The sequence below is a fragment of the Streptomyces sp. NPDC057900 genome (assembly GCF_042887885.1).
Classification (GTDB): Bacteria; Actinomycetota; Actinomycetes; order Streptomycetales; family Streptomycetaceae; genus Streptomyces.
This window is the reverse complement of the sequence record NZ_JBHVOI010000004.1, coordinates 394225-417596: the sequence shown is the minus strand read 5'-3', so window position 1 is coordinate 417596 and position 23372 is coordinate 394225. Positions and strand designations below refer to the sequence as shown.

Below are 23372 nucleotides of genomic sequence, written 5' to 3'. Positions count from 1 at the left end.
AGACCATCTACACTGATCCACATGGAGGACGAGGTAGACCGGCTGGTCGCTGCATGGCGCCGAGAGCGCCCCGACCTCGACGTGGAACCACTTGAGGTTCTCAGTCGCGTCTCCCGGCTGGCCCGCCACCTCGACCGGGCCCGCAGGATCGCCTTCTCGGAGCACAGCCTGGAGCCGTGGGAGTTCGACGTCCTCACCTCGCTCCGGCGGGCCGGTGACCCGTACCAGCTCTCCCCCGGCCAGCTGCTCACCCAGACCCTGGTCACCTCGGGCACGATGACCAACCGCATCGACCGGCTGACCAAGAAGAACCTCGTCGAACGGCTCCCCGACCCGAGCGACCGCCGAGGGGTGCTGGTCCGGCTCACCGCGGAGGGCCGCGACAAGGCCGACCAGTCGCTGGCCGGACTGCTCGCGCAGGAGCGCGCCATCCTGGGCGAGCTCTCCCGCCACCAGCGCGGCGAACTGGCCGGTCTGCTACGCCAGTTGACTGCCCCTTTCGACAACATCCCCTAGTCCCGCGACCTGTCCTGGCTCCTGGTCCGCCTGCGGATCCGCCGGGCCCACGCCCGCCCGTCTGGCCAGCGCGACCGCCGCCAGCGTCGAGTGCACCCCCAGCTTGCCCAGCACGTTCTGCATATGGGTACGCACCGTGTGCGGGGAGAGGAAGAGCCGCTCCGCCACCGCCTTGCGGCCGAGCCCGGCCACCATGCAGCGCAGCACCTCGCGCTCGCGCGGGGTCAGCGACTCGACGAGCTGCTCGCTCTCGCTGCGGTGCTTGCGGTCCGCCAGCATTTCCCGCAGCACCCCGGTGAGCAGCGCGGGAGGCAGATGCGTCTCGTCGCGCAGCACCCCACGGATGACCGCGAGCAGCCGCTGGAGCGAGCAGTCCTTGGCGACCCAGCCGCAGGCACCGGCCTGGAGCGCGAGCGCGGCCCGGCGCGGGTCGTCCTTCTCCGCGAGCACCACCGTGCGCACCGAGGGCCGGTTCGCGCGGACCCCGGCGACCAGCGAGATGCCGTCGGCCTGCGGACCGCCTCCGGCCGGCCGGTCGGGGACCGCCACCGGGCCGGTGGCCCCGCGGCCGCCCGCCGGGGCCAGGATGCCCAGTTCGGCGTCGACCAGCATCACGTCGTAGCCGCGCCCCTCCGCGGCCGCGCGCTCCAGGCAGCGCAGGGCGGCCGGGCCGCTGCCCGCCGCCGAGACGTCCACATCGGGCTCGGCCGCGAGCGCCGCGGCGAGCGATTCGGCGAAAATACGGTGGTCGTCGACCACGAGAACCCGGATACGGACCACAGGCACCCCCATGCTGTGCGTTCTGGGGCGCCCCGTAGCGCGCGCCCCCCGTCAGCGACGGACCGGCACGGGTGCGACGCCCGGAACGGGGAGTCGGACCGCGGTGCCACGGCCGCCGCCGTGCACCGGTTCGCCCACCCCCACCCGGGTGTCGCACCCGGCTGTCTCGTACCCCTGAATCAGCACCGGCCCCCACCGGTGCCGTACATCAGCGTACGGGCGGCCGACCGGGGCGGGAGGGGATTCGCGGAACTGGGTGGTGGGACAGCTCTTAGGGTGTGATGCATGTTCCGTCTTGAGACAGAAGTGGACAGAGAACGCCGTCAGTTGCTCAGCAGGCGGCTCCGTGAGGAGAACACCGCCGGTTCACCGCAGATCCGTGCGCTGCGGGGCGGCCCCGCGGCGCGCGAACTCCCGCTGGAGGTGTGGGCGCTGGACGCCCACGGGCAGGTCGCCGCCGGGCTGACCGGGCGCACCTGGGCGCACTGGCTCCATGTGGACCTGCTCTGGGTCGACCCCGGGCACCGGGGGCACGGCCTCGGCTCGCGGCTGCTCGCCGAGGCGGAACGGGTGGCCCGCGCGGACCGGGACTGCACCCGCTCCCGGCTGGAGACCTGGGACTTCCAGGCCCCGGAGTTCTACCGGAAGCGGGGTTACGAGGTGACGGGCCGGGTCGAGGACTACCCGCCGGGCGTCACGGAGTTCACCCTGACCAAGCGGCTCGGCGGACCGGCCGCCGGGTAGTCCCCCGGCCCGGTCAGGCGATCCGGTGGGCGCCCGCCGACGGGACGGCCGGGAAGACCCGGGGCGCCGCGTAACCCGCGGAGGTGAACGCCTCCAGGACCGATTTGGTGACCGCGTCCGCCCGCCCCTCCTCCAGGAGCACGATCGCGGAGCCGCCGAAGCCGCCCCCGGTCATCCGGGCACCGAGCGCCCCGGCCTCGTTCGCCGCCTCGACCACCAGGTCCAGCTCCACGCAGGAGACCCGCAGATCGTCCCGGAGCGAGACGTGGCCCGCCGTGAGGACGGGGCCCGCCGCGCGCACGTCGCCCGCGTCGAGCAGCGCGATGACCTGCTCGACGCGCTGGTTGTCGCTGACCACATGGCGCACACAGCGCACGACGGACTCGTCCGCGCCGGCGGCGGCCAGCGTGTCCAGCCCGGCGCCGAGGCCCTCGTACGGGAGCTCGCGTAGCGTGCGGATACCGAGCAGTCGGGCGCCCTCCTCGCAGGCCGCGCGGCGTTCCGCGTAGGCGCCGTCACCGAGTGCGTGCTTGACGCGGGTGTCGACGACGAGGAGCTGGAGGCCGTGGGCGGCCAGGTCGAAGGGGACCTGCCGGACGGTGAGGTCGCGGGCGTCCAGGTGCAGGGCGTGGCCCTCTGTGCAACAGGCGGAGGCCATCTGGTCCATGACCCCGCAGGGGACGCCGACGAAGGCGTTCTCCGCGCGCTGGGCCAGTACCGCCAGCTCTGCGTGGCCGAGCCCGAGCCCGAACAGGTCGTTCAGGGCGAGCGCGGTGACCACTTCGAGGGCGGCGGAGGAGGAGAGCCCGGCGCCGGTGGGGACGGTGGAGGTCAGCTGGATGTCTGCGCCGGTGACCGGGTGGCCGGCCTCGCGCAGCGCCCAGACGACACCGGCCGGGTAGGCGGCCCAGCCGTGGCCCTCGTTCGGGGCCAGCCCGTCCACGCGGAGCTGGACGACGCCGCCCGGCACATCGGTGGAGTGCAGCCGCAGGACGCCGTCGGTGCGGCGGGCGACGGCGGCCCGCGCGGTGTGCGGCAGCGCGAGCGGCATCACGAAGCCGTCGTTGAAGTCGGTGTACTCGCCGATCAGGTTGACCCGGCCGGGGGCGGCCCAGACCCCCTCGGGCGCGGTCCCGTACAGCTCGGTGAAGGAGGTGGTGAGCTCAGTGGGAGCGGCGGTCGGCTCAGCGGTGTCGGTCATGGTGCGGTGGGCTCCTCTCGGCGGGCGAACGTCCAGGCGTCGGAGACGATTCCGGCCAGGTCCGCGCGGGTCGGCTGCCAGCCGAGGCGCTCCCTGGCGGTGGCGGCGGAGGCGACGAGGACGGCCGGGTCGCCGCCGCGGCGCGGGGCCGCGGTCTCGGGGACGGGGTGGCCGGTGACCTCGCGGACCGTCTCGATGACCTCGCGGACCGAGAAGCCGTTGCCGTTGCCGAGGTTGCAGATCAGGTGCTCGCCCGGGGCGGCGGCGTCCAGGGCGAGGAGGTGCGCCTCCGCGAGGTCCGCGACGTGGATGTAGTCGCGGACGCAGGTGCCGTCGGGGGTGGGGTAGTCGTCGCCGTACACCGAGATCGACTCGCGCTGCCCGAGGGCGACCTGGAGGACCAGCGGGATCAGGTGGGACTCGGGGGTGTGCCGCTCGCCGCAGCTGCCGTAGGCGCCCGCCACGTTGAAGTAGCGCAGCGAGACGGCGGCGAGCCCGTGGGCGGCCGCCTCGCCGGTGATCATGTGGTCGACGGCGAGCTTGGTGGCGCCGTAGGGGCTGGTCGGGGCCGTGGGGTCGGCCTCCGTGATGGGGCTGGAGACGGGTTCGCCGTAGGTGGCGGCGGTGGAGGAGAAGACCAGGGTGCGCACCCCGGCCTCGCGCATGGCGGCGAGCAGGGCGGTGGAGCCGCCGACGTTGTTGACCCAGTACTTCTCCGGATCGGTGACGGACTCCCCGACCTGGGAGTACGCGGCGAAGTGCAGCACCCCGTCGTAGGAGGGGTCCAGCCACTTCGCGGCGTCCTGGATCCGGCCCTCGACGAACTCGGCACCGGCCGGGACGCCCGCGCGGAATCCGGTGGAGAGGTCGTCGAGGACGGTGACGGTGTGACCCGCCTCCAGCAGGTGCTGGGCGACCACGCTCCCCACGTATCCCGCGCCGCCGGTCACCAGGTACTTCTTGGGGGACTTGCTCACTCGCTCGCTACCTCTCGCAGTCGCGCGGCCGCGGCCTCCGGCGGCACATCGTTGATGAACACACTCATGCCGGATTCGGAACCCGCGAGGAACTTCAGCTTGCTGGTGGTCCTTCGGACGGTGAAGAGCTCAAGGTGGAGGGCGAACTCCTCCCGGTCCTGGATGCCGAACGGTGCCTGGTGCCAGGCCGAGATGTACGGCGTCGGCGGGTGGTCGGGGCCGAATATCCGGTCGAACCGCCTCAAGAGTTCCAGATAGACCTGTGCGAACTCCGTGCGCTCCGCGTCGTCGAGCTCCCGCAGGTCGGGGACGCGGCGCAGCGGGTAGAGGTGGACCTCGTACGGCCAGTGGGCCGCGTACGGGACGAACGCCACCCAGTGCTCACCGGAGAGCACGATCCGGTCGCCGTCGGCCAGCTCCCGGGCGACGATGTCGTCGAAGAGGTTGCCGCCGGTCTCCGCGCGGTGCTTCTCCATCGAGCGGAGCATCAGCTCGGTGCGCGGGGTGACGAACGGGTAGCCGTAGATCTGTCCGTGCGGGTGGCCGAGCGTCACGCCGATCTCGGCGCCCCGGTTCTCGAAGCAGAACACCTGCTCGACCTGGTCGAGCCCGGCGAACTCGGCCGTGCGGTCGGTCCAGGCCTCCAGCACGAGCCCGGCCTGCTCCTCGGTGAGGTCCGCGAACGAGGCGTCGTGGTCGGAGGTGAAGCAGACGACCTCGCAGCGGCCGGAGTCGCCCGCCAGCGAGGGGAAGCGGTTCTCGAAGACGACGACGTCGTAGTGGTCGTCGGGGATCTCGCTGAGCCGCCCCTCCCGGGACGGGCAGAGCGGGCACTCGTCGGCCGGCGGGTGGTACGGACGGCCCTGGCGGTGCGAGGCGACGGCGACGCTGTCCCCCAGCAGGGGGTCCCGGCGGATCTCGGAGGAGGTCGCCACGGCGTCGAGCGGCCGCCCGTCGACGGCGTCCCGGACCTCGTCGTCACGGCTGTCGAAATAGAGCAGCTCCCGGCCGTCGGCGAGCGTCGTAACCGTCTTCTTCACCAGACTCCTCCCAAACATAACTCAACACAAGGAACCACAAATCAACAGGCGCGTCAATGAGTCCAGGCCAATCGAGTGCGGACCGATGTGAGCCGCATCTCGCACAGGCAACTGACAGGATCTGATCGCACCCCGTGGGGTTCTCGTGGGTTAGGGCCGGGTTTTCGGGCCATACGATCACAATCAAACAAAGATGCTCAATGGAACTGTTCATTTTCTGAACACAAGGGCGTAGTTTCCTTCGGGTTCAGTACACGCAACGAAGCGAGTTCCCCCCATGCACCCTCTGGCATCCGGGCTCCGGCTCCCCACGAACGGGCTCGATTACACGATCCTGGCGATCTACTTCGCCGTGGTTCTCGGCATCGGCTTCGCTGCCCGGCGAAGCGTGAAGACGAGCCTCGACTTCTTCCTCTCCGGACGGTCACTGCCCGCGTGGGTGACCGGTCTGGCCTTCGTGGCGGCCAACCTCGGCGCCACCGAGATCCTCGGCATGGCGGCGACCGGCGCCCAGTACGGCGTCGCGGTCGTCCACTGGTACTGGATCGGTGCCATCCCCGCGATGGTCTTCCTGGGCCTCGTGATGATGCCCTTCTACTACCGGTCGAAGGTCCGCTCCGTACCGGAGTTCCTGCTCCACCGCTTCGACAAGTCGGCACACCTGCTGAGCTCCATACTCTTCGCCTTCTCGGCGGTCCTGATCGCGGGCGTCAACCTGTACGCCCTGTCGATCGTCGTGGAGGCCCTCCTCGGCTGGCCGCAGTGGGTCGCGATCGTCGTCGCGGGCCTCTTCGTCCTGATCTACATCACCATCGGCGGGCTCTCCTCCGCCATCTACAACGAGGTACTGCAGTTCTTCGTCATCCTCGCCGCGCTGATCCCGCTGACCGTGCTGGGCCTCAAGCGCGTCGGCGGCTGGGACGGGCTGAGCGACTCGCTGACGTCGAGCCACGGTTCGAACTTCATGAGCGCCTGGGGCGGCACCGGCATCGGTGACGCCAACCCGCTCGGCGCCAACTGGCTGACGATCGTCCTCGGCCTGGGCTTCGTGCTCTCGTTCGGCTACTGGACGACGAACTTCGCAGAGGTGCAGCGCGCCCTGTCCGCGAAGAACCTCTCGGCCGCCCAGCGCACCCCGCTGATCGCCGCGTTCCCGAAGATGTTCATCGTCTTCCTGGTGATGATCCCCGGCCTGGTCGCCGCCGTGATCGTGCCGAACATCGGCACCGCCGGATCCGGTACCACGTACAACGACGCGATCCCGCTGCTGATGCGGGAGCTGCTGCCCAACGGTGTCCTCGGCATCGCGGTGACCGGTCTGCTGGCCGCGTTCATGGCGGGCATGGCCGCCAACGTCTCCTCGTTCAACACCGTGTTCACCACGGACATCTGGGCGCGGTACGTGAAGAAGGACCAGTCGGACGCGTACTACCTGCGCTTCGGCCGGGGCATCACGGTGATCGGGGTGCTGGCCTCCATCGGCACGGCGTTCATCGCCGCCAGCTTCTCCAACATCATGAGCTACCTCCAGACGCTGTTCTCGTTCTTCAACGTGCCCCTTTTCGTCGTATTCATTATCGGGATGTTCTGGAAGCGCGCCTCGATGAAGTCCGGTGTCTGGGGCCTGCTGGCCGGCACCACGGCCGCGATGGTCAACTACTTCGTCATCTACAAGCAGGGCATCATCGACATCCCGAGCGACCAGGGCGCCAACTTCGTCTCCGCGATCGTCGGGTTCGTCGCGGGCGCCGTCGTGATGGTCGTCGTCACGCTCTTCACCGCCCCCAAGCCGGAAGCCGAACTGGCCGGTCTCGTATACGGAACCGAGTCACCGGGCCTCGAAGAGGCGCCCGCGGAGGGCGACGACGCCTGGTACCGCAGGCCGGCCCTGCTGGGCTGGGGCGCGATCGTGCTCGCCGCCCTGTGCTACGTCCCCTACTCGTTCTGATCGGAGCAACTCACCATGTCCGACATGCACAAGGAAGTCTCCGATCTGGAGCAGAAGTCCGCCACGGCGGCCCGCCTCTTCGACATCAGGCGGATCATCGGCGGTCTCTTCGTGGTCTACGGAGTCATCGTCACCATCGCCGGGATCAACCCGTCCGACGCGGACCTGAAGAAGGCGGAAGGCGTCCACATCAACCTGTGGACCGGCCTGGCCATGCTGGCGCTCGGGCTGTTCTTCCTGGTCTGGCTGAAGCTGCGCCCGGCCCAGCCGCCGGCCGTCGCCCCGGACGCCCCGGACACCACGGACGCGCCCGGCGGCTGAGTCGCGGGAGCACCCCGGAGTACGCGGCAGGGGCCGGACACCGTCAGCCGACGGGGTCCGGCCCCTGCCGCGTACTCGCCGCCCGGTCCAGCAGTCCGGTACGGGCGGCCAGCGCCGCCGCCTCCAGCCGGGAGCCGACGCCCAGCTTCATCAGGACCCGCTGCACATGGGTACGGGCGGTGCTCGGCGCGATCCGCATCCCGGCCGCGATCAGCCGGGTGCCCTCCCCCTCCGCGACCCGGACCAGCACCTCGACCTCGCGCGGGGTGAGCAGCTGGAGCAGCCGCTGCCCCTCGTCGTCCGGCTGGACCGCCGGGTTGAGCAGCTCCGCGAAGGCGCCCTGGAGCAGTTGCGGCGCGATCGCCGCCTCACCGGCCCGCGCCTTGACGATCGCCCGCTCGACGCCCTCGATGCGCTCGTCGTGACGTACGTAGCCGGCGGCGCCGGCGGCGAAGGCGGCCGCGATCCCCAGCGGGCTGGGCACCGGGCCGAGCACCACGACCGCGATCTGCGGGCGCTCGCGCCTGATCCGCGCGATCGGGTCGAAGGCGCCCGGTTCCGCGGGTGCGGCGGTGCCGAACAGGCAGACCTCCGGAGCCCGGCTCACCACCAGATCCGCCGCCCCCGCGGTGGGAGCGGCGGCGGCGAGCACCCGGTGACCCCGTAGTTTGAGCGCCGAGGCGAGCGCCTCGGCGAGCAGTCGGTGGTCATCGACCACCATCAGCCGCACGCCCATCGAGCAAACCCCCGTAGCACCGGCACCGGGCCCCCCGGCTTTCTAGACCCGGCAAGTTACACGCATGTTCGACGCCGCGTGCGTCTTCGGCGGGAGAAGACCCGTGGAATGAGCACGGATTACCCAATCGGGTTCTGTTCCTGTCCACTTGACGTCCACAAAGCACCCGGCCCCGCCGGTCGAGGGATCGACGGGCGGGGCCGGGTGGGGTGTTGACGTCAGGTCAGTTCGCGCCGAACGAGACGACGAGGTACTCCTTGTCGTCCAGCGAACTCGTGCTCGGCTTGCTGATCATGGTCTCGGAGATGTACAACCGGCCGCCGCTGTAGCGGTATTCGGCGTACTCCGGGGAGAAGCTGGTCTCCGCGTCCCGGACCGACTCGTCGCTCGGGTTCTCCATCAGCACCGTCTGCTTGAAGGTGCTGCCGTCGATGGAGACGACCTGGCCGCCCTTGTCGTACGGGGGCTCCTTGTACGCGATGATGTTGCCGCCGTCCATGCGGAGCGGGAACAGCGTGTAGTCGTCGCCCGCGTCGGCCCGGTCGCTGGTCTGCTTGCCGGTGGTCAGGTCGAAGGAGACGATCTCGTTGGTGTCGCTGTTGTCCTCGCCGCCGTCGTGCTCCTCCGTCGGGAGGTAGATGCGGTTGTTGCCGACGGCGAGCTGCTGGCAGCTCTCCACCTCGGTGGAGCCGCACTTGGCCGCGTACTTCTCCGCGTCGGCCGGAATGCGGACGAGCAGCTTGCCGGTGGCGGCGTCGATCGAGAAGAAGTCGGAGATCCCGCTGCCGTCACCCGCGGTGTCGCCGACGTCGGCCGCGACGACCAGGGGCTTGGTGGAGACGATGCTCGCGTACTCGACACCGGGCGGCATCTTGTACGAGGAGAGCGGGGCGCCCGTGGTCGGGTTCAGCGCCTGGATGGTGAGCTGGGGGTCGTCGTACGAGCCGCACTTGCGGACCACGGCGAGCGCGTCGCCGCCGGCGTACCCGGTGTCGTAGCAGCGGTCGGTGCTCACCTTCGGCTTCCAGCGCTCCGCGCCGGTGCTCAGGTCGAACGCGGCACCGCCCTCGGAGCCGGCCGCGGCGACGGTGGTGCCGCTGAGGGTGACCTCGGCGAACCGGACGGGGGCGTCGCCGCCGGTGGCCGCGGTCACCGACTTGCTCCACATGAGCTTGCCGGTGGCGAGGTCCAGGGCACCCACGTGGTCGCAGGGCTGGTACTTCTTCGCCGCGGTCCGCTTGCCCGCCTCGAAGACGATGGCCGTCTTGAAGTCCTTGCTCATGTGCCGGGAGGCGGCGCAGAGCTGGCCCGGCAGCGGGATCGACCAGAGCTTGGTGCCCTTGGCCGGGTCGTAGCCGATGATCTCGTTGACGCCGGTCTTGACGTACGCCTTGTCCGTGAGCCAGGAGCCGTCGACCGTGGTGACCTCGGTGACCTTGGGCTGCGGCAGCTGGAAGGCGACCGAGGACTTGGTGTTGGCCGGGGCCTTCTCCTTGCCCCCGCCGCCGCCCTTGCCGTCGCCGCCCTTGCTCTCGCCGTCGGTGCCGGCGGAGGTGGACGCCTCGTCCTTCTTGTCGCCGCCGTCGTCACCGCTGGAGGCGTACCAGAGGCCGCCGCCGACGATGAGCACCACGGCGACCACCGCGGCGACGATGATCTGTGCCTGGGTGGAGAACTTCTTCGGCCCGTTCCCGTTCTGCGGCGGCTGGGGCGGCTGCTGCATCGGGGCGGTCGGGTATCCGTAGCCCTGCTGCGGCTGGCCCTGCTGCGGGTAGCCGTAACCGGGCTGCGGCGGCTGGCCCTGCGGGTAGCCGTAACCGGGCTGCTGCTGGGGCTGGCCCGGCGGGAACCCGTAACCGGGCTGCGGCGGCTGGCCCTGCGGGGGCGTCTGCGGGTAGCCGTAGCCGGGCTGCTGCTGGGGCGGGCCCGCGGGCGGCGGTGTCGGGGCGCCGAAACCGCCGGGCGGCGGGTCCTGCGGTGCGCCGAACCCGCCCTGCGGCGGTTCGTTGGGCGGCGGCTGGGGCGGCTGCGTCATGGCGTTGGGTACCTCTGGAGAAGGAGAAGGAGAGGGCGGAGAAGAGTCGGTCGGGGTGGGCCGGAGCCGGCCGGGGGCGGTCTGCTGCCGTCCTCGGCCGGCGGGGTTCCTGCGGGTGCCGCGGCGGGAGCCGTTACTTGCCGAAGGCCATCATGGTCTTCGTCTCCAGCTCTTCCTTGTCGTTACTGGCGCTGACCCGCCCGCTCACGACGAACGAACGGCCACCCTCGTAGAGGATCTTCTCGTTGTAGAAGGAGCTCTCGATCTCCGACGTCGAGTCCGGGTGCTGGAGCACCATCTGCGGGGTGCCCCCGGTCGGCGCGAGGCTGGCGATCCCGCCGCCCTTGCCGTAACCGGCGTCCACGTAGAGCAGCAGGTTGCCGCCCTCCATCCGCAGCGGCCGCATCGTCTGCTCGGCCGGGGCGTTGGCCTTCCACTTGGTCTTGCCGGTGTTCAGGTTGAACGCGACGACCTTGTTGGTACGGGCGGAGCCGCTGGTGTCGTCCTGCGTCGCCATGTAGAGCGTGTTGGGGTCGGTCGCGACCCCCGCGCAGCCGTCGACGGACTTGCCGAAGATGGCGAACATGCCGCCGCAGTTGGTCGCGAACGAGTCGCCCTTGTCACTGACGATCTGGGAGCGCAGCGAGCCGTTCTCCTTGAGCGCGAGGATGCTCCACTTCTTGCTGTCGCCGCTGCCCTTGGTCAGCGAGACGATGAGCGGGCTCACCGAGTAGAAGCGGTCGATCTCCCAGCCGCGCGCGGGCTTGTACGTCCACTTGGGCTTGCCGGTGACCGGGTCGATCTCCTCGACCTCGTGCTGCGGGTTCTCCACGTCCTCCGTACGGCAGTTGGTCGCGGCGATCAGCTTGGTGCCGCCCGCGAAGGAGAACGGCTGGCAGTTTCCGGCGCGCTTGCCGAACAGTGCCTTGCCGTCGCTCACCCGGAAGGCGTTGGAGGCGCCGGTGCGGCCGACCGTCACGGTGTTGCCGCTGATCGCGAGCGAGATGTCGGACAGCATGTCGAACAGACCACTGCTCTTGATCGACTTCTTCCAGCCGGTCTTGCCGGTGTTGAGGTCGATCAGCTGGAGGTCCGCGCAGTCCGCCTTGTCCGTGGTGCCGTTCTTCACCCCGATGACGATCTTGCCGTCGGTGGTGGTCTGCGCCGGTGCGGAGCAGATGTCCGTGCCCAGCTTCAGCGTCCACTTCTGCTTGCCGTCGGCCACCGAGTAGCCGGAGACGGTGCGGTACATGCCCTTGACGATGGTGTCGCCGACTATCCAGGGGCCGTACACGTCGGCGCCGTTGCGCGGCAGGTCGACGTCGTTCTTCTGCAGCCAGAGGACCTTGGCCTCGCCGTCCTTGCGCCCGGCGTTCAGGTCGTCGTTGCCCTCACGGCCCGTGCCGTTGCCGTCGCCCTCGTCCACGGAGGGCGAGACGGACGGCTTCGCGTCGTCGGTGCTCTTCTCGGCGACGGGCTTCTTGTCGTCGTCGCCGCCGCTCGTGGCCAGATAGACACCGCCGCCGATGACCAGCAGCGCGGCGACCGCGGCCGCGATGATCATCGCGGGCTTCCCCTTGAAGGGGCCGCGCCCGCCGGGACCCGCCGGACCGCCGGGGACGGGCGCGCCGGGGTACTGCTGCTGCGGATAGCCGTAACCGGGCTGCTGCGGCTGGCCGTACGGGCCCGGCTGCTGCGGCTGGCCGTAGGGGCCGGGCTGCTGGGCGTACGGGCCCGGCTGCTGCTGACCGTACGGACCGGGCTGCTGGCCGTAGGGACCCGGCTGCTGCGGCTGACCGTAGGGACCGGGCTGCTGCGGCTGGCCCGGCTGCTGCGGGTAGCCGTAGCCCGGCTGCGCGGTCGGCGGGCCCGGCGGGGTGGCCGGTGCCTGGGGCGGCTGCGCGGGCGGCGGCGGCGTCTGCGGCGGGCCCTGGGGCGGCTGCGGGACCCCCTGCGACGGCTCCTTCGGAGCGCCGAAGCCTCCCTGCGGCGGTTGCTGGCTGGGCGGCTGGGTCATCAGCGCGTCCCCCTTCGTGCGGTCCGGTGCCCGTTCCGGACTCCCCCGCGATTCCACCGTGCTCCAGGAGTCGGTCTAGACCCCCTGAATCCCCGGTGAAATGGAGCGAATCGGGCATGGATCCCGCAGTGTTACGACAGTCGAGCGGGGCTTCTTTCTACCACCCGTCCCACCGCCCGCCCCGGCTCGGTCCACCCCTGTGCCCAAGGGAGAACCGGCCCGTGATGCTGCCGTTACGCCTACGCGAGTCCGACCGACGGCCTACGGCCCGTCAGTTCCCGAAGGCGACCATCGAGCGCTCCTCGATCTCGTCCCCGTCCTCGATGCCGCTGATCCTCGCCTGCGCGAGGTACGAGCGTCCGCCCACGTAGACGATGCGCGAGAGGGAGAAGCCGCGCTCGGTGGGGGCGCCGGACACCGGATGCCGCAGCACCGGGCTCCAAGTGCCGCCGGTACCCGGTACGGAGACGATGCCGCCCCCCTTGTTCTTGGCGGCGCCGAGATACATGAACAGCTTGCCGCCCTCCGTCCGCAGCGGGGTGAGGGACTGCTTGGCCGGCGAGGCGACCGACCACTTGTACTTGCCGGTGGTCAGGTCGAAGGCGGCGACCTTGTTGCCGTCACCGGTCTTCAGGTCGACGGCCTTGGTCGCCATGTAGAAGGTGTTCGCGTCGGCGGCCACCCCGAGGCAGTTGTCGAGGTTGGGGCCCTGGACGATCACGTCCGCGTCGCACGAGACCGCGTACTCGCCCGGCCCGCCGGAGAGCTGGGTGCGGTAGGTGCCGTCCGCGTTGAGGACGAGGATGCCCCACTTCTTGTCCGTCTGCGTGAGCGAGACGACTATGGGGTTCGTCGAGTAGATCTGCGCGACCTGCCAGCCCTTCTTGACCTTGTACGTCCACAGCCGCTTGCCGGTGGCGGGGTCGATCCGCTGCACCTGGTGTTCCTTGTGGTCGTCGGCGGCCGTCTGACAACTGGCCGCCGCGATAGCCACGTCGCCACTGGCGAACCCGAACGGCTGGCAGTTGCCCGGCAGTTTCCCGAACACCACCTTTCCGTCACTGACCCGGAAGGCGTCGGACCTGGAGGTGCGCCCCACGGTCACGGTGCTGCCGTTGGTGGACATCCTGAGGTCGGAGAGCCCGTCCCAGACGCCCTGGCGGACGTACGTCTTGTGCCAGCCCGCCTTGCCCGTCGTGAGGTCGACCATCTGGAGGCCGTTGCACTCCGAGTCGCCCGAGGTGGTGCGCTTGACGCCCAGCACGATCTTGCCGTCGGCGGTGGGCTGCGAGGGCGCCGCGCACACGCTGGTGGTCAGCCGCAGGCTCCACTTGACCGAGCCGTCCGTGGAGTCGTAGCCGGTGACGGTGCGGTACATCGCGGTGACGACGGTGTCCCCGGCGAACCACGGCCCGTACACGTCCTCGCCGCCCTGGGGCAGATCGACGCCGCCCTTCTGGAGCCAGAGCATCTTCGCCTCGCCGGGCTTGCGATCGGCGTTGACGGCGGCGGCCTCCGCGGCGGGGCTGATCGTGTCGTGGCCCCCGGTACCGGTCGGCACGGGCGAGGGGGACGAGGAGGAGGTGTCCGGCGTCCCCGAGCTGTGCCCGGGTCCGGCCGTGGGCTTCCCGCTCCCGCCGTCCCCGTCGAGCGCGAACCAGATACCGGCACCGGCCAGCAGCGCCACCGCGAGCACGGCGCCGACTATCGCCCCGGTCCCGCCCCGGAACCGCCCGCCGCCCCCGGACCCGCCGGACTGCGGAGGCGGGGGCGGCGGCTGCTGCCCCGGATAGCCGTAACCGGGCGGGACCGGCTGCGCGTAGGGGCCGGGCTGCGGCGGGTACCCGTATCCGGGCGCGGGTGCGGGCTGCGGCGGATGCCCGTAACCCGGGACGGGCTGCGCGGGCTGGGCAGGCTGGGCGGGCTGTCCGTACGGGCCCGGCTGTGCGGGTGCCGCGTACGGGCCGGACGGCTGCGCCGTGCCCTGGCCCGGTGGCGGGAACGTCTCGGGCGGCGGCCCGTACGGGGCTCCGAACTCACCCTGCGGCGGCTGCTGTCCGGGCGGCTGGCTCATCGGCCCGTCCCCCTGTTCCTTTGTCACCTGCGGTGTGGCACGGTCCGGCTACCGCGCCGGGCAAGATCTCTTTCTACCATCTGCCCCACGAGCCCCACAGGCCCCCACCGACCACACCAGCCGCACCGGCCACATGAGTTATGCGGCTGGTGCGGCTCAGCGGTCAGGCGTCCTCGGCCAGTTCCAGCCAGCGCATCTCCAGCACGTCGCGCTCCGCGACCAGTTCACGCAGCTCGGCGTCCAGCTTCGCCACCTTCTCGAAGTCCGTCGCGTTGTCCGCGATCTGGGCGTGCAGCGTCGTCTCGCGGGTCGACATCTTGTCGAGCTGCCGCTCGACCTTCTGCAGTTCCTTCTTGGCCGCGCGCGCCTCCTGCGGCGAGACGCCGGGGGCCGGTGCGGCGGCGGGCTGCGAGGACGACGTGGGCGCCACCGCGGCGGGGGTGCCCGCCGCCGCCATCTGCCGCCTGCGCTCCAGGTACTCGTCGATGCCGCGCGGCAGCATCCGCAGCGAGCGGTCGCCCAGCAGCGCCAGCACCCGGTCCGTGGTCCGCTCGATGAAGAACCGGTCGTGCGAGATCACGATCATCGACCCGGGCCAGCCGTCGAGCAGGTCCTCCAGCTGGGTCAGGGTCTCGATGTCGAGGTCGTTGGTGGGCTCGTCGAGGAAGAGGACGTTGGGCTCGTCCATCAGCAGCCGAAGGATCTGGAGGCGGCGCCGCTCACCACCGGACAGGTCGCCGACCGGGGTCCACTGCTTCTCCTTGGTGAAGCCGAACTGCTCGCAGAGCTGCCCCGCCGTCATCTCCCGGCCCTTGCCGAGGTCGACCCGGTCGCGCACCTGCTGCACCGCTTCGAGCACCCGGAGGTTCGGGTTCAGCTCGGAGACCTCCTGGGAGAGGTAGGCCAGCTTGACCGTCTTGCCGACGACGACCTTCCCGGCCGCGGGCTGCGCGTCGCCCTGGGTGCGGGCGGCCTCGGCCAGGGCCCGCAGCAGGGAGGTCTTGCCCGCGCCGTTGACCCCGACCAGGCCGATCCGGTCGCCGGGGCCGAGCTGCCAGGTGAGGTGGGTGAGCAGCGTCTTGGGTCCGGCCTGGACGGTCACGTCCTCCAGGTCGAAGACGGTCTTGCCGAGCCGGGCGTTGGCGAACTTCATCAGCGCGCTGGTGTCGCGGGGCGGCGGCACGTCCGCGATCAGCTCGTTGGCCGCCTCGATGCGGTAGCGCGGCTTGGACGTGCGGGCGGGGGCGCCGCGCCGCAGCCAGGCCAGCTCCTTGCGCATCAGGTTCTGCCGCTTGCCCTCCTCCGTGGCGGCGATCCGCTCCCGTTCGGCACGGGCGAAGACGTAGTCGCTGTAGCCGCCCTCGTACTCGTGGACGGTGCCGCGCTGGACGTCCCACATGCGCGTGCAGACCTGGTCGAGGAACCAGCGGTCGTGGGTGACGCAGACCAGCGCGGAGCGGCGGGCGCGCAGGTGACCGGCGAGCCAGGAGATGCCCTCGACGTCGAGGTGGTTGGTCGGCTCGTCGAGGACGATCAGGTCCTGTTCCGCGATGAGCAGCTTGGCGAGCGCGATCCGGCGGCGCTCACCACCGGAGAGCGGTGCGATGACGGTGTCCAGGCCGTGCTCGAAGCCGGGCAGGTCGAGACCGCCGAACAGCCCGGTGAGCACGTCGCGGATCTTGGCGCTGCCCGCCCACTCGTGGTCGGCCAGATCTCCGATGACCTCGTGGCGGATGGTCGCCTTCGGGTCGAGGGAGTCGTGCTGGGTGAGGACACCGAGGCGCAGCCCGCCGTTGTGGGTGACGCGGCCGGTGTCCGCCTCCTCCAGTTTGGCGAGCATCCGGATGAGGGTCGTCTTGCCGTCGCCGTTACGGCCGACGACACCGATCCGGTCCCCCTCCGACACGCCGAGGGACACACCGTCGAGCAGCGCACGGGTGCCGTACACCTTGCTGACCTGCTCGACATTGACGAGGTTGACGGCCACAAACGCTCCAGCTCGAAGGGAGAACACTGAACCTTCAGCGTAGTCGCCACGGCGCGGAGCTCCTTACGAGCGCCCGCTCACCCCGGTTCCCTGCGGTACCTTGCCCGAATTGATCAAGATCCGGGCGGGTTCCCGGGTCTCACCGGGGTGGGGAACTTCATGAGACGACGTACGGTTCGCGGGCCGGTGCCCGTCCTGCTGGCATCGGTCGCGCTGCTGGCGTCCGCCGCGCTGACCGGCTGCTCCTCCGGGTCCGGCGGCGGTACGGAGGCGGACCCGCAGCAGGGCGGCAAGGGGGGCGCGCACGGGGCGGGCGACAAGGCCGTGGCCAGGGGCGGCACGGTCGGGGGCGCCGGTTCCGGCTGCGAGCTGCCCGTCGTCTTCGACCTGGCGCGGCACTGGAAGGCGAAGGCCGTGGTGCCCGAAGAGCCGGACTCGGAGTTCGCCGCGCTCGGCCGGCAGGGCCCGGTGGCCATGGTGTGCGAGATCGACGCGAAGCCGGCCGGGCACATCGGATTCCTGCGGGTGTGGCAGGGCGACGCCGGGTCCGGCACACCGCGCGAGGCGCTGGAGGGCTTCGTGAAGGCCGACGAGAACGCCTCGAAGGTCACGTACACGACGTCCACGGCCGGGAAGCTGTCCGTGGCCGAGGCCGGCTACACCGTCCACAGCAAGATCATGGAGGAGTCGCGCCCGGCCCGCGCCTTCGCCGTCGCGACCCCGGACGGGCCGGTGGTGGTGCACCTGGGCGGTCTGGACGCGCAGGAGCACGCGGGGATGCTCCCGGCGTTCGAACTGGCGAAGCGGAGCGTCCGGCTCGGGTGAGGGGGCCGTACGCTCCGGCCCACCCCCGTCAGCGGAGTGTCGCCCCCGGCGCCGGGGACGTCGCGATCCGGGCGGTGCGGCAGGTCGCGGAGGCGGTCAGGGCGTCCGCGATCTTCCTGGCAGAGGCCTCGTCCTCGGCCAGGAACGCGGTGGTCGGGCCGGAACCGGAGACCAGCGCGGCCAGGGCGCCCGCGCCGGTGCCCGCCGCCAGGGTGTCGGCCAGCGAGGGCCGCAGCGACAGCGCGGCGGGCTGGAGGCCGTTGCTCAGGGCGACGGCGAGGGCCGTGGTGTCGCCGGTCCGCAGAGCTTCCAGGAGCACCGGGGACGCGACGGGCTCCGGTACCGCCATCCCCGCCGTGAGCCGGTCGAACTCGCGGTAGACGGCCGGGGTGGAGAGGCCGCCGTCCGCGACGGCGAAGACCCAGTGGAAGGTGCCGCCGGTCTCGGCAGGGGTGAGCTGCTCGCCCCGGCCGACGCCGAGGGCCGCGCCGCCGACCAGGCTGAACGGGACGTCGCTGCCCAGGTCCGCGCAGATGGCCAGCAGCTCGTCGCGGGAGGCGCCGGTGGACCAGAGCGCGTCGCAGGCCAGCAGGGCGCCGGCCCCGTCCGCGCTGCCGCCCGCCATCCCGCCCGCGACCGGGATGTCCTTGTCGATGTGGATGTGCACCCGGGGCTCGATGCCGTACCGCCCGGCCAGCGCGATCGCGGCGCGGGCGGCGAGGTTGGTGGCGTCCAGCGGGACCTGGGCGGCGTCCGGCCCGGCGCAGGTGACGCGCAGTTCGTCGGCGGGGGTGACGGTGATCTCGTCGTAGAGGCCGACGGCGAGGAAGACGTTGGCCAGGTCGTGGAAGCCGTCGGGGCGCGCGGCGCCGACCGCGAGCTGCACGTTGACCTTGGCGGGGACCCGGACGGTGACGCTCTCGCTCATGCGGACGGCTCCGGCTCGTTCTCGGCGGACTCGGCTTCTGCGGGCTTGTGCTCGGCGATGGCGGCGAACTCCTCGACGGTCAGCGCCTCGCCCCTGGCCTGCGGCGAGATCCCGGCCGCGACCAGGGCGGCCTCCGCGGCGGGCGCGGAGCCCGCCCAGCCGGACAGGGCCGCGCGCAGGGTCTTGCGGCGCTGGGCGAAGGCGGCGTCGACGACCGCGAAGACCTCGGCCTTGCTCGCCGTGGTCGCGACCGGCTCGGCGCGGCGCACCAGGGACACCAGCCCGGAGTCGACGTTCGGCGCGGGCCAGAAGACCTTGCGGCCGATGGAGCCGGCGCGCTTGACGTCCGTGTACCAGTTGGCCTTGACCGACGGCACCCCGTAGACCTTGTTGCCCGGCCGCGCGGCCAGCCGGTCGGCCACCTCGGCCTGGACCATGACCAGGGTCCGCTCGATGGTCGGGAAACGGTCGAGCATGGTGAGCAGCACCGGCACGGCGACGTTGTACGGAAGGTTGGCGACCAGCGCGGTCGGCGGCGGGCCCGGCAGCTCCCGTACCAGCATCGCGTCCGAGTGGACGAGGGCGAACCGGTCCGCGCGCTGCGGCAGCCGGGCGGTGACCGTGGCGGGCAGGGCGGCGGCGAGCACGTCGTCGATCTCGACGGCGACGACCCGGTCCGCCGCCTCCAGCAGCGCCAGGGTCAGCGAGCCGAGGCCGGGGCCGACCTCGACCACCACGTCGTCCGGACGGACCTCGGCGGTCCGCACGATCCGGCGGACCGTGTTGGCGTCGATGACGAAGTTCTGGCCGCGCTGCTTCGTGGGGCGTACGCCCAGCGTCGCGGCCAGCTCGCGGATGTCTGCGGGGCCCAGGAGGGCGTCGGGCTCTGTGGTGCTCACCCGTTAAGCGTAAGTGGCTCACGGACCTCTTTCGCCGGCCGCGCGGCCGGGCTCCGCGAGTCGGCTCACGGAGCCCGGCACCGCTCAGTAGTCGAACGCCCGCGCCGTGTTGTCGGCGACCGCCGAGGCCAGGGTGGACTCGTCGACGCCCTTCACCGCCGCCATGGCGCGCAGCGTGACCGGAATCAGGTACGGCGCGTTGGGCCGTCCGCGGTACGGGGCCGGGGTGAGGAAGGGGGCGTCCGTCTCGACCAGGACCAGTTCGAGGGGCGCCACGACGAGCGCGTCCCGCAGCGGCTGGGCGTTCTTGAACGTCACGTTGCCCGCGAAGGACATGAAGTACCCGGCGTCCGCGCAGATCCGGGCCATGTCCGCGTCGCCGGAGTAGCAGTGGAAGACGGTCCGCTCGGGGGCGCCCGCGTCGGCCAGGACGCGCAGCACATCGGCGTGCGCCTCGCGATCGTGGATGACGAGCGCCTTGCCGTGCCGTTTGGCGATCTCGATGTGGGCCCGGAAGGACTCCTCCTGGGCCGCCACGCCCTCGGGGCCGGTCCGGAAGTAGTCGAGTCCGGTCTCCCCGACGCCGCGCACGTGGTCCAGCGCGGCCAGTGCGTCGATCTCCGCGAGGGCCTCGTGCAGCGCCGCCGTGCCACCGGCCTCGCGCGCGCCCTGCCGCGAAGAGCCCTCCGGATCGCCGTGCACGATCCGGGGCGCCTCGTTGGGGTGCAGGGCCACCGCCGCGTACACGCTCGGGTGGGCGGCGGCGGTCTCCGCGGCCCAGTGGGAGCCCTTCACGTCGCAGCCCACCTGGATCACGGTGGTCACGTTCACCGCGGCGGCCCTGGCGAGGCCCTCCTCCACGGTGCCGTCCTGCATGTCCAGGTGGGTGTGCGAATCGGCGACCGGCACCTCAAGGGGTTCGGGCAACGGCGGGGCTTCGGTACGGCTCATGGCCACGATGGTACGAGGACGGGGCCAGGAGCCCGGGGCTCACCTGCGGTGGAAGGGGTGCAGCAGGTCCGCGAGGTGCCAGTGGTGCTCGCCCGCGGGGGCGGCGGTGGCGGCCACGGCCTCCGCCTTCCGGTCGCGGACGTCAGCGGTGGTGCCGGCGTCGGCAGGCTTACCGGCCGGGTTGCCGTCGACGGGGAGCGGGTTGCGCATCAGCTGCTGGACGGTCGAGACCCGGCCGGATCGCATGATGCGCACGACGTGCCCACCGCAGTTGGCGCAGGTGGGTGTGGAAAGGGGGGAGGGCACGCGCTCGCCGTCCGCCTTGTAGACCACGAAAGCGTTGTTGGAGGCGTCGACGTGGTGCTCTATCTCGTATGCCTGTTCCCAGCCGTGTCCGCACCTCATGCAGGCGAAGGCGTATGCCTCGTGCACGGTGGTTGCTGCGATCTCACTCATGCCTGCTCCTCTTGTCCGCCGGACAAGCACTCCGGAGAATGCGTCCTGTTATCCAGTGGACGCCTTTACCGGCACAAGCGCACCGGGCCCTGTCGAGTGTTGGAGCGGTCTTGGCCTTCTCGTGGCAAAAGGGGCCGGTACGCGGCTTTCGCTTTGCCTTTCACGATAGTCCTTTGCCCTCGGAAGGGCCGGTCCGAGCCGCGTTCTTTGCCGCGACCACCGCGTCGAACACCTCGCGTTTGGGCAGGCCGGCGGCGGTGGCGACGGCGGCGATCGCCTCCTTGCGCCGCTCCCCCGCCTCCTCTCGCACCCGCACCCTGCGCACCAGCTCCTCCGCGTCCAGTTCCTCGGCCCCGGAGACGGCCGCGCCCTCGACGACGACGGTGATCTCGCCGCGTACGCCCTCGGCCGCCCAGGCGGCGAGTTCGCCCAGCGGGCCGCGCTTCACTTCCTCGTAGGTCTTGGTCAGCTCACGGCAGACGGCGGCGCGCCGGTCCGTCCCGAATACCTCGGCCATCGCGGCGAGGGTGTCGTCGAGCCGGTGCGGGGCCTCGAAGAAGACCATGGTGCGGCGCTCGGCGGCGACCTCGCGCAGCTTGCCGAGGCGCTCGCCGCCCTTGCGCGGCAGGAAGCCCTCGAAGCAGAACCGGTCCACCGGCAGCCCGGACAGGGCGAGCGCGGTGAGCACCGCGGAGGGGCCCGGCACCGCGGTGACCTTGATGTCCTTCTCCACGGCGGCGGCGACGAGCCGGTAGCCGGGGTCCGAGACGGACGGCATCCCGGCGTCCGTGACCAGCAGTACCCGGGCCCCGCCGGTCAGCGCCTCGACGAGTTCCGGCGTACGGGCGGACTCGTTGCCCTCGAAGTAGGACACGACACGCCCCGTGGTGTGGACGCCCAGCGCCTGGGTCAGCCGGCGCAGCCGGCGGGTGTCCTCCGCCGCGACGACGTCCGCCGTCTCCAGTTCGGTCGCGAGGCGTGGCGGGGCGTCCGCCACATCTCCGATGGGGGTCCCTGCGAGTACCAGCGTTCCAGTCGTCTCCGTCACAAGTCCATCCTCCCAGCACGGGCGGCACCACTCGCACAGATGCGTTCCCTACGATGGCGCGGTGACGAGTACAGCGCCCGATGCCCGGCAGGGCCAAGACGCCGGGGATCAGTACGGCCCGGAGCCGACTTCCTGGCAGCAGCGGCTGCGCCGCTTCGGCCATTCACCTCGGCCGGGGATCGGGCTGCGGGAACGGCTGGTTCCGCCGTACACCCGCCCCGGGAACCGGCTGTGGGCGGTGCTCGGGGTGCCCCCGGTGCTCGCGGACCGGCTGCTGCGCTGGTCGGCCTGGGGCGGTCCGCTGCTGGTGGCGCTGGTCGCCGGGGTGCTGCGGTTCTGGAACCTGGGCAGCCCGCACGCGGTGATATTCGATGAGACGTACTACGCCAAGGACTCCTGGGCGCTGATCAACCAGGGCTACGAGGGGGCCTGGCCCAAGGATGTCGACAAGCTGATCCTGGACGACCCGTCCAAGGTGAGCGTCCCGGTCGACCCCGGTTATGTGGTGCACCCGCCGGTCGGCAAGTGGATCATCGGGATCGGTGAGCAGATCTTCGGCTTCACGCCGTTCGGCTGGCGGTTCATGGTCGCGGTGCTCGGCACGCTGTCGGTGCTGATGCTGTGCCGGATCGGCCGCAGGCTCTTCCGCTCGACGTTCCTGGGCTGTCTGGCGGGCGCGCTGCTCGCGGTGGACGGGCTGCACTTCGTGATGAGCCGCACGGCGCTGCTCGACCTGGTGCTGATGTTCTTCGTGCTGGCCGCGTTCGGTTGCCTGCTGATCGACCGGGACTGGGCGCGCCGCCGGCTCGCGGCCGCGCTGCCGGTCGACGCGGACGGGGTGCTGCGGCCGGACGTCGGCGTGGCGGAACGGCTGCGGCTGGGCTGGCGGCCGTGGCGGATCGCGGCCGGGCTCATGCTGGGGCTGGCCTTCGCCACCAAGTGGAACGGGCTGTACATCCTGGTCGCGTTCGGCCTGATGACGGTCCTGTGGGACGTGGGCGCGCGGCGTACGGCGGGCGCGATGCGGCCGTACACGGCGGTGCTGAAGCGGGACCTGGTCCCGGCGTTCGTCTCCACGGTGCCGGTGGCGATCCTGACCTATGTCGCCTCGTGGACCGGCTGGATCATCCACAACTCCCCCACCCGGCACGGCTACTACCGGGACTGGGCGGCGACCGACGGCAGGGGCGGCAGCTGGACGTGGCTGCCGGACTGGCTGCGCAGCCTGTGGCACTACGAGTACCAGGTCTACGAGTTCCATGTGAACCTGACGTCCGGGCACACCTACCAGTCCAATCCGTGGAGCTGGATCGTGCTGGGCCGGCCCGTCTCGTACTTCTACGAGGAGCAGAACGGCTGCGCCGCCTCGGAGACCGGCAAGTGCGCCCGCGAGGTGCTGGCGCTCGGCACACCGCTGCTGTGGTGGGCCTCCTGCTTCGCGCTGGTGTACGTGCTGTGGCGCTGGTTCTTCCGCCGCGACTGGCGGGCGGGCGCGATCGCGTGCGGGGTGGCGGCGGGCTGGGTGCCGTGGTTCCTGTACCAGGAACGCACCATCTTCCTTTTCTACGCGGTGGTGTTCGTGCCGTTCCTCTGTCTCGCGGTGGCGATGATGATCGGGGCGATGCTGGGTCCGGCGGCGGGTACCGGGGCGAAACACGAACTGGGCCTGACGGCCGGTGACCCCTCGGGCGAACGGCGCCGGACGCTGGGGGCGGTCGCGGCGGGCGTGCTGGTCCTGCTGATCGTCTGGAACTTCATCTACTTCTGGCCGCTGTACACGGGGACCGCGATCCCGGACGGCTCCTGGCGCGACCGGATGTGGCTGGACACCTGGATCTGACCGGCTGGACGGATGTCCGGGGGGCGTGGCCGGCGGCCACGCCCCCCGG

20 protein-coding genes are annotated in these 23372 nt (G+C 71.3%); 6 read left to right on the top strand and 14 right to left on the bottom strand.

All coding sequences use genetic code 11. From position 1 onward, the window contains the following. Positions 1-21 precede the first annotated feature (21 nt). Positions 22-516 carry a MarR family winged helix-turn-helix transcriptional regulator gene (locus ACFVQ0_RS19390; RefSeq protein ID WP_073738442.1) on the top strand — a complete coding sequence of 165 codons (495 nt, stop codon included), beginning with the start codon at positions 22-24 and terminating at the stop codon, positions 514-516. On the opposite strand, the gene ACFVQ0_RS19385 is transcribed toward ACFVQ0_RS19390, so the two are convergent. Further along, positions 478-1308 carry a LuxR C-terminal-related transcriptional regulator gene (locus ACFVQ0_RS19385; protein WP_390089529.1) on the bottom strand — a complete coding sequence of 277 codons (831 nt, stop codon included), beginning with the start codon at positions 1306-1308 and terminating at the stop codon, positions 478-480. The two genes, ACFVQ0_RS19390 and ACFVQ0_RS19385, sit on opposite strands and share 39 nt — an antisense overlap. 273 nt (positions 1309-1581) lie before the next feature. Between ACFVQ0_RS19385 and ACFVQ0_RS19380 the strand changes: the two genes are divergently transcribed. Then, on the top strand, positions 1582-2040 hold the full coding sequence (locus tag ACFVQ0_RS19380; RefSeq protein WP_390089527.1) for a GNAT family N-acetyltransferase: 459 nt from the start codon (positions 1582-1584) through the stop codon (positions 2038-2040). 13 nt (positions 2041-2053) lie between these two features. On the opposite strand, the gene galK is transcribed toward ACFVQ0_RS19380, so the two are convergent. Genes galK through galT form a run of 3 tightly spaced genes read right to left on the bottom strand, consistent with a single transcriptional unit; the run spans position 2054 to position 5258 of the window. After that, the gene (galK, locus tag ACFVQ0_RS19375; protein ID WP_390089525.1) at positions 2054-3241 is read right to left on the bottom strand and encodes a galactokinase; all 1188 of its coding nucleotides are present in this window, start codon (positions 3239-3241) and stop codon (positions 2054-2056) included. After that, positions 3238-4218, bottom strand: a complete 981-nt coding sequence (gene galE, locus ACFVQ0_RS19370; protein ID WP_390089523.1) for a UDP-glucose 4-epimerase GalE — start codon at positions 4216-4218, stop codon at positions 3238-3240. The genes galK and galE overlap by 4 nt, the downstream gene beginning before the upstream one ends. After that, on the bottom strand, positions 4215-5258 hold the full coding sequence (gene galT / locus ACFVQ0_RS19365; RefSeq protein ID WP_390089521.1) for a galactose-1-phosphate uridylyltransferase: 1044 nt from the start codon (positions 5256-5258) through the stop codon (positions 4215-4217). The genes galE and galT overlap by 4 nt, the downstream gene beginning before the upstream one ends. Positions 5259-5535: 277 nt before the next feature. On the opposite strand from galT, the gene ACFVQ0_RS19360 reads away from it, so the two are divergent. Both ACFVQ0_RS19360 and ACFVQ0_RS19355 read left to right on the top strand, forming a co-directional pair. Continuing rightward, a complete protein-coding gene (locus ACFVQ0_RS19360) occupies positions 5536-7206 on the top strand; it encodes a sodium:solute symporter family protein (protein ID WP_390089519.1) in 1671 nt (556 codons plus the stop codon). A gap of 15 nt (positions 7207-7221) precedes the next feature. After that, positions 7222-7527 carry a hypothetical protein gene (locus tag ACFVQ0_RS19355; RefSeq protein ID WP_390089517.1) on the top strand — a complete coding sequence of 102 codons (306 nt, stop codon included), beginning with the start codon at positions 7222-7224 and terminating at the stop codon, positions 7525-7527. Between the two features lie 43 nt (positions 7528-7570). Here ACFVQ0_RS19355 and ACFVQ0_RS19350 read toward each other — a convergent pair whose 3' ends face one another. From ACFVQ0_RS19350 to ACFVQ0_RS19330, 5 genes are all read right to left on the bottom strand, one after another. Next, positions 7571-8263 (bottom strand): response regulator transcription factor, encoded by a 693-nt coding sequence (locus tag ACFVQ0_RS19350; protein ID WP_390089516.1) that lies wholly within the window; start codon positions 8261-8263, stop codon positions 7571-7573. A 223-nt stretch (positions 8264-8486) separates the two neighbouring features. Next, positions 8487-10298: a PQQ-binding-like beta-propeller repeat protein gene (locus ACFVQ0_RS19345; RefSeq protein WP_390089515.1), complete on the bottom strand. Its 1812-nt coding sequence runs from the start codon at positions 10296-10298 to the stop codon at positions 8487-8489. 133 nt (positions 10299-10431) lie between these two features. Further along, on the bottom strand, positions 10432-12315 hold the full coding sequence (locus ACFVQ0_RS19340) for a PQQ-binding-like beta-propeller repeat protein (RefSeq protein ID WP_390089513.1): 1884 nt from the start codon (positions 12313-12315) through the stop codon (positions 10432-10434). A 271-nt stretch (positions 12316-12586) separates the two neighbouring features. Then, the gene (locus ACFVQ0_RS19335) at positions 12587-14389 is read right to left on the bottom strand and encodes a PQQ-binding-like beta-propeller repeat protein (protein ID WP_390089511.1); all 1803 of its coding nucleotides are present in this window, start codon (positions 14387-14389) and stop codon (positions 12587-12589) included. A gap of 163 nt (positions 14390-14552) precedes the next feature. Next, positions 14553-16376, bottom strand: coding sequence for an ABC-F family ATP-binding cassette domain-containing protein (locus tag ACFVQ0_RS19330; RefSeq protein ID WP_390089509.1), 1824 nt, complete (start codon positions 16374-16376; stop codon positions 14553-14555). Positions 16377-16535: 159 nt separating this feature from the next. On the opposite strand from ACFVQ0_RS19330, the gene ACFVQ0_RS19325 reads away from it, so the two are divergent. Next, positions 16536-17201: a lipoprotein gene (locus ACFVQ0_RS19325; RefSeq protein WP_390089508.1), complete on the top strand. Its 666-nt coding sequence runs from the start codon at positions 16536-16538 to the stop codon at positions 17199-17201. A gap of 28 nt (positions 17202-17229) precedes the next feature. Here the strand turns inward: ACFVQ0_RS19325 and ACFVQ0_RS19320 are convergent, their stop codons facing one another. The 5 genes from ACFVQ0_RS19320 to rsmI all read right to left on the bottom strand — a co-directional run bounded on the left by ACFVQ0_RS19320 (position 17230) and on the right by rsmI (position 21483). After that, positions 17230-18129, bottom strand: a complete 900-nt coding sequence (locus ACFVQ0_RS19320; protein WP_390089507.1) for a 4-(cytidine 5'-diphospho)-2-C-methyl-D-erythritol kinase — start codon at positions 18127-18129, stop codon at positions 17230-17232. After that, positions 18126-19028, bottom strand: a complete 903-nt coding sequence (gene rsmA, locus ACFVQ0_RS19315; RefSeq protein WP_390089506.1) for a 16S rRNA (adenine(1518)-N(6)/adenine(1519)-N(6))-dimethyltransferase RsmA — start codon at positions 19026-19028, stop codon at positions 18126-18128. The genes ACFVQ0_RS19320 and rsmA overlap by 4 nt, the downstream gene beginning before the upstream one ends. An 84-nt stretch (positions 19029-19112) precedes the next feature. After that, the gene (locus ACFVQ0_RS19310; RefSeq protein ID WP_390089505.1) at positions 19113-19979 is read right to left on the bottom strand and encodes a TatD family hydrolase; all 867 of its coding nucleotides are present in this window, start codon (positions 19977-19979) and stop codon (positions 19113-19115) included. A 39-nt stretch (positions 19980-20018) separates the two neighbouring features. Beyond that, positions 20019-20435: a hypothetical protein gene (locus ACFVQ0_RS19305; protein WP_390089504.1), complete on the bottom strand. Its 417-nt coding sequence runs from the start codon at positions 20433-20435 to the stop codon at positions 20019-20021. Positions 20436-20595: 160 nt separating this feature from the next. Further along, positions 20596-21483 carry a 16S rRNA (cytidine(1402)-2'-O)-methyltransferase gene (gene rsmI, locus ACFVQ0_RS19300; protein WP_390089502.1) on the bottom strand — a complete coding sequence of 296 codons (888 nt, stop codon included), beginning with the start codon at positions 21481-21483 and terminating at the stop codon, positions 20596-20598. Between the two features lie 61 nt (positions 21484-21544). Between rsmI and ACFVQ0_RS19295 the strand changes: the two genes are divergently transcribed. Then, on the top strand, positions 21545-23323 hold the full coding sequence (locus ACFVQ0_RS19295; RefSeq protein WP_390089501.1) for a dolichyl-phosphate-mannose--protein mannosyltransferase: 1779 nt from the start codon (positions 21545-21547) through the stop codon (positions 23321-23323). Positions 23324-23372 lie beyond the last annotated feature (49 nt).

Excerpts from the sequence above, each read along its gene's own strand:
- ACFVQ0_RS19335 (WP_390089511.1), bottom strand. The coding sequence starts at position 14,389 with ATGAGCCAGCCGCCCGGACAGCAGCCGCCGCAGGGTGAGTTCGGAGCC.
- ACFVQ0_RS19305 (WP_390089504.1), bottom strand. The coding sequence starts at position 20,435 with ATGAGTGAGATCGCAGCAACCACCGTGCACGAGGCATACGCCTTCGCC.
- ACFVQ0_RS19340 (WP_390089513.1), bottom strand. The coding sequence starts at position 12,315 with ATGACCCAGCCGCCCAGCCAGCAACCGCCGCAGGGAGGCTTCGGCGCT.
- ACFVQ0_RS19355 (WP_390089517.1), top strand. The coding sequence starts at position 7,222 with ATGTCCGACATGCACAAGGAAGTCTCCGATCTGGAGCAGAAGTCCGCC.
- ACFVQ0_RS19320 (WP_390089507.1), bottom strand. The coding sequence starts at position 18,129 with ATGAGCGAGAGCGTCACCGTCCGGGTCCCCGCCAAGGTCAACGTGCAG.
- ACFVQ0_RS19325 (WP_390089508.1), top strand. The coding sequence starts at position 16,536 with ATGAGACGACGTACGGTTCGCGGGCCGGTGCCCGTCCTGCTGGCATCG.
- ACFVQ0_RS19310 (WP_390089505.1), bottom strand. The coding sequence starts at position 19,979 with ATGAGCCGTACCGAAGCCCCGCCGTTGCCCGAACCCCTTGAGGTGCCG.
- ACFVQ0_RS19350 (WP_390089516.1), bottom strand. The coding sequence starts at position 8,263 with ATGGGCGTGCGGCTGATGGTGGTCGATGACCACCGACTGCTCGCCGAG.
- ACFVQ0_RS19345 (WP_390089515.1), bottom strand. The coding sequence starts at position 10,298 with ATGACGCAGCCGCCCCAGCCGCCGCCCAACGAACCGCCGCAGGGCGGG.
- ACFVQ0_RS19360 (WP_390089519.1), top strand. The coding sequence starts at position 5,536 with ATGCACCCTCTGGCATCCGGGCTCCGGCTCCCCACGAACGGGCTCGAT.
- galK (WP_390089525.1), bottom strand. The coding sequence starts at position 3,241 with ATGACCGACACCGCTGAGCCGACCGCCGCTCCCACTGAGCTCACCACC.
- ACFVQ0_RS19380 (WP_390089527.1), top strand. The coding sequence starts at position 1,582 with ATGTTCCGTCTTGAGACAGAAGTGGACAGAGAACGCCGTCAGTTGCTC.
- ACFVQ0_RS19385 (WP_390089529.1), bottom strand. The coding sequence starts at position 1,308 with ATGGGGGTGCCTGTGGTCCGTATCCGGGTTCTCGTGGTCGACGACCAC.
- ACFVQ0_RS19390 (WP_073738442.1), top strand. The coding sequence starts at position 22 with ATGGAGGACGAGGTAGACCGGCTGGTCGCTGCATGGCGCCGAGAGCGC.